This window comes from Xenorhabdus cabanillasii, assembly GCF_003386665.1.
GTDB lineage: Bacteria > Pseudomonadota > Gammaproteobacteria > Enterobacterales > Enterobacteriaceae > Xenorhabdus > Xenorhabdus cabanillasii.
Genome location: NZ_QTUB01000001.1, coordinates 349,641 through 362,842, shown reverse-complemented (window position 1 = coordinate 362,842; position 13,202 = coordinate 349,641). Strand labels below are relative to the sequence as shown.

General features: G+C 43.9%; 12 protein-coding genes and 1 pseudogene. 3 read left to right on the top strand and 10 right to left on the bottom strand.

What is annotated here, in order from left to right:
• Positions 1–2: 2 nt before the first annotated feature.
• On the bottom strand, positions 3–3,764 hold the full coding sequence (tamB, locus tag BDD26_RS01800; RefSeq protein ID WP_115825389.1) for an autotransporter assembly complex protein TamB: 3,762 nt from the start codon (positions 3,762–3,764) through the stop codon (positions 3–5).
• Positions 3,761–5,504, bottom strand: a pseudogene (gene tamA / locus BDD26_RS01795) (autotransporter assembly complex protein TamA). Before tamA ends, tamB begins: the two are co-directional and overlap by 4 nt.
• Positions 5,505–5,638: 134 nt before the next feature.
• Here tamA and msrA point away from each other — a divergent pair.
• Both msrA and paeA read left to right on the top strand, forming a co-directional pair.
• Entirely contained in the window at positions 5,639–6,286 is a 648-nt protein-coding gene (gene msrA, locus BDD26_RS01790; RefSeq protein WP_115825388.1) for a peptide-methionine (S)-S-oxide reductase MsrA, read from the top strand.
• A 157-nt stretch (positions 6,287–6,443) separates the two neighbouring features.
• Positions 6,444–7,775: a polyamine export protein PaeA gene (paeA, locus tag BDD26_RS01785; protein WP_115825387.1), complete on the top strand. Its 1,332-nt coding sequence runs from the start codon at positions 6,444–6,446 to the stop codon at positions 7,773–7,775.
• Positions 7,776–7,910: 135 nt separating this feature from the next.
• On the opposite strand, the gene BDD26_RS01780 is transcribed toward paeA, so the two are convergent.
• Positions 7,911–8,117 carry a DUF1107 domain-containing protein gene (locus BDD26_RS01780; protein ID WP_038261417.1) on the bottom strand — a complete coding sequence of 69 codons (207 nt, stop codon included), beginning with the start codon at positions 8,115–8,117 and terminating at the stop codon, positions 7,911–7,913.
• A gap of 328 nt (positions 8,118–8,445) precedes the next feature.
• Between BDD26_RS01780 and BDD26_RS01775 the strand changes: the two genes are divergently transcribed.
• A complete protein-coding gene (locus tag BDD26_RS01775) occupies positions 8,446–9,003 on the top strand; it encodes a YtfJ family protein (protein WP_038261416.1) in 558 nt (185 codons plus the stop codon).
• A gap of 139 nt (positions 9,004–9,142) precedes the next feature.
• On the opposite strand, the gene cysQ is transcribed toward BDD26_RS01775, so the two are convergent.
• The 7 genes from cysQ to rlmB form a co-directional block, all read right to left on the bottom strand.
• Positions 9,143–9,883: a 3'(2'),5'-bisphosphate nucleotidase CysQ gene (cysQ, locus tag BDD26_RS01770; RefSeq protein WP_170140357.1), complete on the bottom strand. Its 741-nt coding sequence runs from the start codon at positions 9,881–9,883 to the stop codon at positions 9,143–9,145.
• A gap of 62 nt (positions 9,884–9,945) precedes the next feature.
• On the bottom strand, positions 9,946–10,566 hold the full coding sequence (gene bamJ, locus BDD26_RS01765) for a BamJ family beta-barrel-assembly machinery protein (RefSeq protein ID WP_038261410.1): 621 nt from the start codon (positions 10,564–10,566) through the stop codon (positions 9,946–9,948).
• Between the two features lie 271 nt (positions 10,567–10,837).
• Positions 10,838–11,290, bottom strand: coding sequence for a 50S ribosomal protein L9 (gene rplI, locus BDD26_RS01760; RefSeq protein ID WP_038261409.1), 453 nt, complete (start codon positions 11,288–11,290; stop codon positions 10,838–10,840).
• 38 nt (positions 11,291–11,328) lie between these two features.
• Positions 11,329–11,556: a 30S ribosomal protein S18 gene (rpsR, locus tag BDD26_RS01755; RefSeq protein WP_000135199.1), complete on the bottom strand. Its 228-nt coding sequence runs from the start codon at positions 11,554–11,556 to the stop codon at positions 11,329–11,331.
• A gap of 4 nt (positions 11,557–11,560) precedes the next feature.
• Positions 11,561–11,878, bottom strand: a complete 318-nt coding sequence (priB, locus tag BDD26_RS01750; RefSeq protein ID WP_038261406.1) for a primosomal replication protein N — start codon at positions 11,876–11,878, stop codon at positions 11,561–11,563.
• Positions 11,879–11,883: 5 nt separating this feature from the next.
• On the bottom strand, positions 11,884–12,282 hold the full coding sequence (rpsF, locus tag BDD26_RS01745) for a 30S ribosomal protein S6 (RefSeq protein WP_038261402.1): 399 nt from the start codon (positions 12,280–12,282) through the stop codon (positions 11,884–11,886).
• A 131-nt stretch (positions 12,283–12,413) separates the two neighbouring features.
• Positions 12,414–13,151, bottom strand: coding sequence for a 23S rRNA (guanosine(2251)-2'-O)-methyltransferase RlmB (gene rlmB, locus BDD26_RS01740; RefSeq protein ID WP_115825385.1), 738 nt, complete (start codon positions 13,149–13,151; stop codon positions 12,414–12,416).
• Positions 13,152–13,202: the final 51 nt, after the last annotated feature.

The following is a 13,202-nucleotide window of genomic DNA, read 5'->3' as shown; positions in this document are numbered from 1 at the left end:
CTTTAAAACTCAAACTCATAGAGCAGATCTAAAGCCTGATCAATACCAGATACCGCTTCCAGATACAATCTCGGCATCACACGATAACGTAACGTCAGGGTTGCCAGAGAGTCAAAAATGCCAACACCATATTTTACCTGTAAGTTGTTGGTAATCTTGCCACTCACAACAACCTGCGATTTGTTACCAATTCCCTGTGTATCCAGAGCCAGATCAGAGACACCAAAGGTTTCACCAATTTTCCCCACCAATCGACCGCTCTGCGCAATGCCCAAACCAATCAACATAGAAGTCATCTGGGAGCTATCAGCCCCTCCCTTCTCTAAGCCTTCACCGCGCAACAGGTAAGACAACGCTTCCTCTTGCGATTTAACTGGCTCAGAGAAAATTTCAATCTTAGGTTTATCTGCCAGCCCCATCACTTTCACACCAGCAATAACATCATTCGCTGTCGATTCAGGATTACGGATTGCTTCAATATTCAACATAGGTTGATCCGGTGGACCAGAAAACAGAATAATTCCCTTACGTACCTGTAAATCCTGCCCATAAGCGCGAAAACGACCATCCGGAATATCAATTTGACCGTTCAGCCCGAATCCCTGCTGATCTTGAATGACTTTCAGGTCTCCTTTCAACTGGGCGTTCAAACCAAATGCACTTAAGCGGACATCATCACCTACGTGAATATTTAAATTACTTTGGATCAAGATGGAAGATTTTTTCTTTTCTACCGGCTGTAGATTTTTATCCAGCATCACTTCGTCAGGAGAAACATCCACCGCAGATTCCGGTAATTCCTGTACCGTAATGCGTGCCCACGGAATATCCACATTGCCATTGAGTTTTAATAATTGAGGCGTCGCTTCAAAAACCAGATCAGGACGCACATCAATTTTTACCATTGGTGGTACTGTCACACGCAGTTTTTCACCATACGCTGTCACTCTGGCATACCATGCGTCCAGATTGCGCCAGTCTGCATTACCATGAAGATTAAGTTGCCCTTGCGGAGTTTTGATCACACCTTCCAGATCGGAACGGACACCATCAAAATGAACCGCTACCTGACTTTGGTTGATATCAAATGGCAACCAGTGGCTACTGACCTGAAAAACATCTGCTTTCAACATGCCAAATAACAACGGATTCTTAGCATTACCACCAAGGCGCAAGTTCGCATTTAAATTCCCTTCAGCTTTTTCACCTTTATTCAGAATCGGTTTCATCAACTTCAGAGAAAGAGACTGGATATCTACACTACCTGCTAATTTACGACGGCCTTCTAAATCATCAACTTGAACATGACCATTTAGTTGTCCATTATCTGCCAGCTTAAATAACCACGATAAATCCGCCTTACCATTTGTCAAACCAGCATTCAACGTCAATGTCTCAAAATCAACAGGTAACGTGGTGCCCTCCACAACCTGCCGAATTTGGACGCCGTTTCCTTGCAGAATTACGTTCGCTTGTGGTAGTTGATGCCCTGCTGTCCATTTGACATTGGCACTCCCACTAAATACGCCTTTAAGTTGGGTTGTTTTATCCAGGAATGGCTGGATCATGGCAAGATCAAAACGCTCAAACACTATATCAGCCTGCCCACTGGTGCCAGCTTCAATCGGTCTCGGAATACAAAGTTGAGCATTCGGATTCAACCAACAATGAGTACCAACGATCACTTTTTGCTGTAAGTTCTGATAATCAATAGCGATCGCCTTACTTAAGTGCCACTCACCAACCGGAGTCTCAAAGTAGGTATTGTTGATATTGCCTTTCCAGCGTTCTTGTTTACGGTCAAAACTACCATTGAGCGCCAGCTTACCTGATACGGGATTCCCATCCACCTGCAATTGTAAGTCATGCTGTTTTTCTGTTCCTTTGGCATTGAGCATCAAGTTACTGATGATCAGATCCGACTGCTTCAATTGACGAATAACAACCGATAATTGCCCTCCAATCTGGTCGGCAGAACGCACATTTCCTTTAATAACCGCACTATCCACCTTCAGCATATTCTGCCAGCCCACACCATGTGCATTTAAATCTGCCACAACTTGCGGTGCTTTCATGTTGCCACGCAGCTTCACATCACCGACAACCACTCCGGACAATCCCGGCAGCAAACCATTTAATCGTGGAGCATTGATATCACCATCCAAATTCCATTTTTCATCGGTAAGATACCCTTTAATATCGAGCGTGTTACGTCCAAAAATGAAATTAAATTGGGGAATATCCCATTGTCCGGCCGCATTACCGGAAACTTTGCCATGTGCTTTGATGGTATTCTGTTTTATATAACCATCAAGGGATATTTCAGGAAGTTGGAGCTGCCAACTGCCACCATATAAACTGCCACGTACTGCCACCTTGCCATCTATTTTGGCAGGCCATTCCGGCCACTGTTTAGCAGTATCAATATCATTAAGCGTCAACAGCGCATTCCAGCTGATAGCTTTGCTCCAGTCAACTACACCAGTGAGAGCCGCATGCCCCTGCAATGCAGATAGACGTAATCGAGTTAATCTGAGTAGTTCTTCATTTCCCTTTGCATCCAGTACCAATAATGCCGGTGGAAGTTCTTCACCCTTAATATCAGAACGCAGGGAAAGATCATAACCACTGGCCTTACCATTCAGACGTAATTTGACATTATTTAGCTGATATTCAGATTTACCCGTCAATGGCCATTGTAACCGTTTACCTGCCAATGTCAGTCGTACAGGCAGGCCCGCTTTAGCTAGTTCGACCTGAGCATCCAAATTCGCATTCACTGGCCCTGAAAGATTCAATGCCAGATTAAGCTGCTGTAATAAAGATCCGTTCAGTTTTGCCTCAACCTGTTGCCCGTTCAGTTCATCCAGCTTGGTATTACCCTTAACTGACAAATTGACTGGCCACTGTTCGGACAGTTTTGCCGTTCCCTGTATCGCAAGAGAGCCTTCCGGTGTACTGACGCTAAAGGTTTTGATATCTACCTGCTGCCCCTGATTACTGGCTTGCAGTTTCAAATCATTGAGAGTGATAGCGGTATCTCCCGTCAAACGAAGCTGGCGGCCGTGAATATTTTCTACCGTAATATCAAGGGGAACAGGAACATTAGGCAATTCAGCCAATAGTGGTTTAGAAAACAGTGCTTTTAAAACCTCTCCCAATGATTTTTCTGGGTCAGCTTTCTGCTGAGTTTTCTGTGTAATATGTTCAGGAGGTGTTTTCGGCAATGCAACCAATAGCTTATTGACTTGTATGGGTTTTAGCGTCAGATGTTTTTCCTGCCACTGAGCACCCGCTTTGAACTCGTCTAAATCTATGACTGTATCATCTACTTTGATATAGGTATTCTTTAAAGAAAGCAGATCCAACGAAATAGGATACGGTGTTTGCAGTTCAGTTAATGGCTTTGATTCTGACGGGCTTTCTGATGGCGGAAGTTCTGTCGTATTGACCAAAACAGAGATCCCCTCCGTCGTCAGAGCACTGACACAAACATGACTGTGTTTCAAACAAGAGAGTCGCAACGAAAGATGTATTTTGTCAGCATTAACATCCACACCCGGCATCTTATATTTGATACCTTGTAATGTTAAATTGCGCCAACCGCCACTGATATCTGCTATCTCCAGCCCTGGAACTAAGCGTGTTGCACTGTTAATCATAAAATGCAGGCCGGTTCGTGTACCAACTAAGCCCGTAATCGTTATCAACAACAGGCCAACAATCAACAGGAAAGCAATGCTAAGCCTTTTTGCCCACCTCATAGTTCAGCCCCTAAACCGATATAAAATTGAATGCCATGATTATCTTTATCTCTCACAGGGGTTGCCAGGTCGAATTTAATCGGCCCAACGGGGGAAGCCCAACGTATGCCTAAGCCTGCGCCTGTTTTAAAATTACTCTTCTTGATATCATTCACTGCTTCGCCAGTATCCACAAACAATGCACTCCACCAATTACCATAGATATTGTATTGATACTCCAGCGAACCAATAACCAACTTTGACGCCCCTGTTAATTTACCATTACTGTCCTTAGGGGAAATTTTCTGGTACTTATAACCACGAATACTTCTATCCCCCCCAGCGAAGAAACGCAAATCAGGCGGCACTTTCTCGAATTGATTGGTTTCTATCCAACCAAGATCTCCGCGTAAAACAAAACGGTGTTTATCACGGAACGTTCTGATCCAAACGTGGTGAGCCTGTAAGACCAGAAAATCCACATTTGATTGCCAGGTCGTATCGGAAACATCAATTGAATAACGCTGACTGTCCCCCCAATAAGGCATAGTACCGCCACGCTGACGAATTCGGCTGATATTCGCGCCCGGATAAAGCAACGCCGTTGTATTCGTGACATTAGCCTGAGTAAAGTGGCTGAGGCTCCAGCGCAGATTGATACTATATCGCCACCCTGTGGAGAGATCCCAGTTGCGGGAAAGGTTTAAAGTTGCGGTATCCGAGATGGTATCGTTGATATTTTTACGCTTATAACCCGTTTGTAACTCATAATATTGTTCAAGTGGATTAACCTTAAGTGGCATTTTATAAGACGCATCAATCAATTGATCACGTCCGGAAATATTGATGCTGGTACTCAAACTGTGCCCACGAGAGTTGATCCACGGCTTTTTCCATTTTGCCTGAATACGAGGACCAACATCTGTTGCATATCCTCCTCCCAACTCAACATAATTGGCAGAACGGGGAACCAAAGAAGCATCCAGCGGCAATATCTTATCTTTACTATCGCGCCCCACCGTAAAATCAGGCACGACAACCGCTGAGTTGAACCATCCGGTATCTGCCAGACGACGGTTAAATTCTGCCAGTTCTTCCGAAGAGTAATAATCCCCTTCTTTAAACGGCACAAGATTATTCAGGTAACCTTCTCGGATTTGTGAGCCTTGAAACTTAACAGGGCCAAAGCGATAGCGTTCTCCACTATCAAAATCAAAATCCCAGAAGGATTCATGCCGTTCCTGGGATACTCCCAGTTCACTTTTTTTTATCTCGGCATCAAAATATCCCTTCCTGAGCGCCAGATTATTTAACCCATTCTTAAAATTCTCATATTCACTATGACTTAGAATCGTCCCTTTCTTCGGCGTATTTTTTTTTGATAAGTGCGGTATAATCCTGATCGGTTTTAGCTCCCCCTTCTAAATCAACCTTAACCTCAGCGACCCGCACGGGTTCACCTGGTGTGACTTTTGCTGTCAAAACAGGACGGAAAGGCGGAGTATTTTCCTGATAAGTGAATTCAATGGTGGGATCATAATACCCCAATGGCCTTAACCCTTTTCGTATGGCTTTTTCGACACGGGCACGAAAACGTCCATCGGGAGAAACTTCATCAGTACTAATGCTTGAGAGCTGCACTCTGGCATTTTTATCCAGCTCGCCAGAAAGTCCTTCCACTTTCAATCGTAAATTTGCACTATAAGCCGATGGAGCTGCGATAGACACACAAAAAACAAACATGAAAGGGTATCGTGACACGCGAACTCCTAATATTTATTTAGGGGTAAGATTCAGCAGCATAAAAGAATACTGCCATGGATCAATTCTGGTAAAGTTTGAAAGATATACAAGCAACTCATAACCATAAAATAGATGACAAACGGGAGAGAATCTTGCCAAATTCAGCCAACGAAAGCCAACATGTTTCTGAACAGAATGCATTACCAGGCCGAGAAATACCATTAACTGTATCACCCTATCATTACGTTACACAGCATGCGATAAATAACATACCTGATAATCTGGAAATTGCTTATGTAGGCATGGGATGCTTCTGGGGTGTCGAACGTCTTTTCTGGCAGCAGGAAGGCGTGTATACCACATCTGTTGGTTACAGTGGAGGCACCACTCCAAATCCGACCTATGAGGAAGTCTGTTCAGGGTTAACCGGACATACCGAAATCGTCAGAATTGTATTTGACCCGACCAAAATCACCTATGAGCAATTATTAACGTTGTTCTGGGAAAACCACGATCCTGCACAAGGCATGCGTCAACAAGGTGATATCGGTACACAATATCGCTCAGCCCTTTACACGGTTTCTCCTGAACAACATGCGCAGGCACTCTCCAGTCGCGAGCAATACCAGCAAGCAATGGATGATAATAACGATCAGCGTACAATTACCACAGAGATCCGTGAAGCCGGGCCATTCTATTTTGCAGAAGATTATCACCAGCAATATCTGATGAAAAATCCCGAAGGATATTGTGGATTAGGTGGCACAGGCATCTGTTTTCCACCTACGCCCAGAAACTAGCCGATTTAATAAACTCAAGTTATAATTATCGGGCTAAATTCATTTGTCTTACGGCAATGTGCCGTAAGACATTATTTGTGTAATTTTTCATATCTTCCTCCAGTGTTATTCAAATAAAAAACCTACCCTGCCATTGGAGATAAGACACGGATACTTTATGTTAAACAGTTTATTAGTCATACTTTTGCTTTGTGCGATTAGCGCATTTTTTTCGTTATCTGAAATTTCTCTCGCCGCTTCAAGAAGAATCAAATTAAAACTGATGGCTAACGAGGGAAATATCAATGCAGCTCATGTTCTCAAATTACAAGAGACGCCGGGCATGTTTTTTACTGTCGTACAGATTGGCCTGAATGCAGTAGCCATCCTCGCAGGTGTTGTCGGTGAATCCGCCTTTTCTCCTGCCATTAAATCATTACTGCTCAAATTTATGCCTTATGAATGGGCAGAACAACTTGGTTTTATTTGTTCTTTCACTATCGTAACCAGTTTCTTTATTTTACTTGCTGATTTGACCCCTAAACGTCTTGGAATGATTAAACCCGAAGCTGTTGCAATCAGGATTGTTAATCCAATGCGTTTTTGTTTAGCAGTATGTCGTCCATTAGTCTGGTTGTTCAACGGGCTCGCTGACTGCATATTCAAAATCTTCAAAATCCCGATGGCACGCAATGAAGATATCACCTCTGATGATATTTATGCTGTGGTTGAAGCGGGGGCCGTCGCTGGAGTATTACGTAAACAAGAACATGAGTTGATCGAAAATGTTTTCGAACTGGAGTCCCGTACTGTTCCTTCTGCCATGACGTCCCGTGAAAGCGTGGTTTATTTTGACAAAAATGAAGACGAAAACAGTATCAAAGAAAAGATCTCTACCCATCCACACTCAAAGTTCCTCGTCTGCGACGGTGATATTGATCATGTTCTTGGTTATGTAGACTCCAAAGATTTACTCAACCGCGTTCTGAGTGGGCAGAGCCTCAGCTTAAAAAATGGTGTTCAAATCCGTAATGCTCTGATGATCCCTGACACTCTCTCGCTGTCTGACACTCTGGAAAGTTTCAAAGCTGCCGGCGAGGATTTTGCCATCATTCTCAATGAGTACGCACTGGTGATGGGTGTGATAACTTTGAATGACGTCATGACGACTTTAATGGGAGATCTGATTAGTCAGGGGCAGGAAGAACAGATTGTTGTCCGCGATGAAAATTCATGGTTAGTAGAAGGTGGCACGCCTATTGAGGATGTACTGCGGGTTCTGGATATCGATGATTTCCCGGATTCCAGCAATTATGAAACGATTGCCGGGTTTATGATGTTCCGTTTGCGGAAGATCCCAAAACGCACAGATTATGTGAAATTTGCAGGTTACAAATTTGAAGTAGTAGATATTGATAACTACAAAATTGATCAATTACTGGTAACCAAAATTGTGGATACGCCATCGCCTTCCAGTTCAGGCCCTGCTGAGCAGGCAGTATCTGAGTAATAAACTCAAAGAAAAACTGTCATTAGAAAAACTATCCCTACAAAAAACGGCCGAAAGGCCGTTTATTATACTAATTATGTTGCGTCAATCATGATATATAAGCATATATAATCAATAAGTTAGCTGTACAGAAAGCTATCCCATTTCAGCCTGTAGAAGCAACACGTGCTGGTTAACTTCACTCATTACATGGAAATGACGTTTATCTTTTATCCTTGGAGGTAAAATTTTCCCATAATTAAATTCAAAAGCACCCATATCCTTAATATACAACCGCCCACGGAATAGGGTTTTTACGTAGAGAGCAATTTTTAGTGGATTATAGTGGCGAAAGATTTTCATCTCTTTTTATTCCTCCGTGCTTCTTACGATACTATTTTACTGCATTATTGTTTACTGCATTGTGTGATTCAGAGACATCACTGCTGTGTACGATGTATAGGACTCTATATCCGGCAATTTGTTCCCCAACATTGAAGATTCAATCACTATTTTTACGTAACATGATGAAAAAATGGAACATTATGTTATATTAGCTGAAGATTACCCTATATTTTATTTTGAATGTTAACAAATTGTTGTGTTTTGTAAGGACAGACCCGTCAACAAGCGCTATGCTGAATATGATGCACCCTGAAAACAGCCATATCATGCCAAATAAGGAATAAATATGCTAAAAAACATAATGTTACCTTTAATATTGGGCTTAGCTTCAATATCTGCGTTTGCCCACAATATTACTGTCGAAAAACCCGTCCCTACTGTCATCGTAACAGATAAAGGTGAACTACTTCTCAATGACAATAAGTTTAGCTATCAGAAATGGAGCAGTGCAGAACTTCCAGGGAAAGTAAGAACTATCCAGCATATTGCCGGGCGCAGCTCAGCCAAAAAGATGAATGATCCCCTCATTCAGGCCTTGAAAGCGGCTGACCTCCCGAAGGATCAATATCAAACCACCAGTATTGTCAATACCGATGATGCTATTTTTGGCACCAGTGCTTTCGTCCGCAGCAGCCTTGAAGATAGTAAAAAAGAGTTTCCATGGTCACAATTTATTGTTGATAGTAATGGTGTTGTCAAAAAAGCATGGGGGCTGGAACCCAAAAGTTCAGCAATCATTGTGCTGGATAAGAATGGTAATGTGAAATTTGTCAAAGATGGCAAATTAAGTCATGAAGAGATCGTATACGTTCTTTCTTTAATCAAAGAAGAACTGAAAAATTAATTATCTTCATATTTCTCTATCATATTGAGCCGGTGATAATGGTTTCGTGACAGGAACCATTATCACTTTAGCTATTATAATAAAAACGATTGGTGTTAAAACGGTGGTGTTAAAATTGAGCTACGATCCGTATCACTCATTAAAAAATCGTCACTCTGAACCCCGGATTCAAAAAAGATTCACGCGGTACATAACTTAGTGTTTTACCTGCCCAATCTGTTACATGTGCACCCGCGGCGATTGCAACAGCATGACCAGCAGCAGTATCCCAAATATTCGTTGGCCCGAAGCGAGGATAAAGCTGTGCTTTTCCTTCAGCAACCATACAAAATTTAAGTGAAGATCCGACTGACAATGTCCGATGCGTACCTAATTGAGTAAGATAATCGTTCAGTTCATCATCCATATGCGAACGACTAACTACAACGGTGGGTGGCATTGCAGCAGCAACTTTAATGGGAAATTTCTGCCCATTCGTTTCTTTCCACGCCTGACGTTCCTGCCCTGAATAAAGAACATCACGTGCGGGAACATAAACCACCCCCATTACAGGTACACCATCTTCAATCAATGCAATATTAACGGTAAATTCACCATTTCGGTTAATAAACTCTTTCGTTCCATCCAGCGGATCCACCAGCCAATAACGCTGCCAGTTTTTCCGTTCATCCCATGTTGGTGGCTCTTCTTCTGACAGCAACGGAATATCAGGCGAAATACGCATCAAACCCGCTTTAATGATCTTGTGGGCGGCAAAATCCGCCGCGGTAACAGGTGAATCATCCGTTTTATGTTTTACTTGTAACGGTTGCTCATCATGATAAACCGCCATGATTGCTTTTCCTGCTTCCCGTGCCAATTGGCAGATCTGTTGTAACATCATACACCTCTGCATTTTCTAAAATAAAATAGCCGGCTAACCAGCTATTTTATTAATTAGAATTACAGAATCTCAAGTAGTTCGACTTCAAATATCAATGTACTGTAAGGAGGAATGGAAGCACCGGCACCACGTTCACCATAAGCCAGATTATGCGGAATATAGAGCTCCCACTTGGAACCAACAGGCATCAGAGTCAGCGCTTCAATCCAACCTGGGATCACACCGCTGACAGGGAATTCTGCTGGTGTTCCACGCTGTACAGAGCTATCAAACACAGTGCCATCAATCAGGCGACCGGTATAGTGAACACGGACACGATCACTGCGGGCAGGGATTGTGCCATCACCCTGAGTCAGAACAGAGAATTGCAAACCAGATTCTGTGCTATTTATACCTTCACGCTGTGCATTTTCTGCCAGGAACTTTTTGCCTTCTTCTGCCATCGACTGCTGGCGTTCACGACGAACGCTATCAGCACGTTCATGTACTTCACGCAGAGCACGATGCAGTTCTTCCACAGGAAGAACCGGAGTACGGTCTTCCAATGCATCACACAAACCTGCCAGCAGAGCTTCTGGCTCTAATCCCTGCAAACCAGATTCCTGCAATTGTTGTCCAACCTGCAAACCAATACCGTAGCTTGCCCGCGCCTCAATAGATTCAAAAGAAGGTTTTGTCATGAAATTACCTGTTATTAAATGAGTAAAGGTTCAAGCATAACAGCCCTGTCTGGATGGGTAAACGCGTGAAGGGATTTAAAAAGAAGTTTTACTTTTGTAAAACATAAATAAGAGGGGAGCCAGAGATGACTACTTTTGTCATTCGCCAATCTGGCGGAGTGACTGAACTGATCAAAGTCATCATTTCATAGATATATTTTGGTTTAACCAACAAAAAACGCCGGCATTGCCAGCGTTTTTTGTGTTCACATGTTCTGTCGCTAATCAGAGATTAAGCTTCTGGAACGATGTTAACGTTCAACTGTGCGAATACATCGCTGTGTACCTGGAAGTGAACTTCGTGCTCACCAACAGTACGCAGAACGCCGTTAGGCAGGCGAACTTCGCTCTTAGATACAGCAACACCAGCCGCAGTAACTGCGTCAGCGATGTCACGAGTACCGATAGAACCGAACAATTTACCTTCGTCACCCGCTTTAGAAGCGATAGTGACAGAACCCAGTGCGTTGATTTGCTCTGCACGAGCTTGTGCTGCTGCCAAAATGTCAGCCAGTTTAGCTTCCAGTTCAGCACGGCGAGCTTCGAAGAACTCGATGTTTTTCTTAGTTGCAGGAACAGCTTTGCCCTGTGGAACTAAAAAGTTACGGGCATAACCCGCTTTAACGCTAACTTGGTCACCCAGGCTACCCAGGTTTGCTACTTTATCAAGCAGAATAACTTGCATTACCTTATCCTCTCAAAGTCGTGAATGGACTATGCCTATTACTGATGACGATCAGTGTAAGGCAACAAAGACAGGTAGCGCGCACGCTTGATAGCACGAGCGAGCTGGCGCTGATATTTTGCACGAGTGCCGGTGATGCGGCTAGGTACAATTTTACCACTTTCGGTAATGTAGTTTTTCAGCGTAGCGATGTCTTTATAATCAATCTCTTGTACGCCTTCCGCTGTGAAACGGCAGAACTTGCGACGACGGAAATAACGTGCCATTTGGCTAGTCTCCAGAATCTATCAATTCAATCTGCTCGGCATGAAGAACCAGTTTGTTAAGACCATTGCGCCCATGGTGGGAGTTAATGAATCCTGAAACGGTTATTCGGCTACCGACCGTTATACTGTGAGTATATTCCTGTAACAACTGTCCACTGGCAATAACGGGCATTCTGCACCATGATTGCCTGTTTAATCCGGCTTCCTGTTGCTGTGAACGGTGTTCAAGCACAAACTGGCAATGCGGAATACCGGATGGACTGACTTTTCGTATCGGTGCTTTGCACACTGTGCCGGAAAGCACCAAACGATTGGTTGTCACGGTGATTACTCTTCAGAATCCCCAGCTTCATCAACATCATCAACCAGGTCTTCTTCCAAGACCAGGTCACGGCTGCGACGTTCGTCTTTAGCCTTAACCATTGGTGATGGTTCAGTTATTGCGTGCTTAACACGCATAACCATGCTGCGGATAACGGCATCGTTGAAGCGGAAGTTAGTTTCCAGCTCATCAATCGCTTCTTGTGGCGCTTCAACGTTCATCAGAACGTAGTGAGCCTTGTGCAGTTTGTTGATTGGATAAGCCAGTTGACGACGGCCCCAGTCTTCCAGACGGTGAATCTGACCTTGCGCGTTAGTGATAGTCGCACTGTAACGCTCGATCATGCCCGGAACCTGTTCGCTTTGGTCAGGATGGACCATAAAAACGATTTCGTAATGACGCATTATAATTGCTCCTTACGGATTATTAGCCTCCTGTCAGGGTCAGCCGTGGCCCATGGAGGCAAGGAACGTGTTGAGTACGGCTGAAAAATCGACGCGTCACTATACCCACACAATAAAAAAAACTCAAGCAACTATTGGGCGCTTCTTTGGCGCACAATTTCAAACAGGCAGATTCCTGTTGCCACCGATACATTCAGGGAAGAGACAGAACCCGCCATCGGAATGCTAATCAGTTCATCGCAATGTTCACGGGTCAATCGACGCATACCTTCACCCTCAGCCCCCATAACCAGAGCCATCGGGCCTGTCAGTTTGCTTTGATACAAAGAATGCGTAGCTTCCCCCGCAGTTCCTACAATCCAAACATTATTTTCTTGTAGTAAACGCAGAGTACGGGCAAGGTTCGTGACACAGATCAGCGGAATGCTTTCTGCCGCACCACAGGCAACTTTTTTCGCGGTTGCATTCAACTGCGCGGAACGATCACGAGGGACAATGACTGCATCGACTCCTGCCGCATCGGCAGTCCGCAGGCAAGCTCCCAAATTATGCGGATCGGTGACACCATCCAGCACCAACAAGAAAGGACGCTCCCATTGAGCTAACAGATCAGGTAAGTCATTTTCCTGATATTGTCGTCCAGGCTTAACCTTAGCAATAATACCCTGGTGTACCGCGTTTTCTGTCTGTGCATCCAACCATTGACGGTTAGCCAGTTGAACTGAAATACCGATATTTTCCAATTCCTGTAACAGCGGAGTTAAGCGGCGATCTTCGCGCCCTTTCAATACATAAACTTCCATAAAACGCTGTGGATCACGTTCCAATAAGGCTTTAACGGCATGAATACCGTAGATAATTTCACTCATGACGGGATGATACCTAAAAAATAGAAGGCGGCAGAAACCGCCCCTGATTAT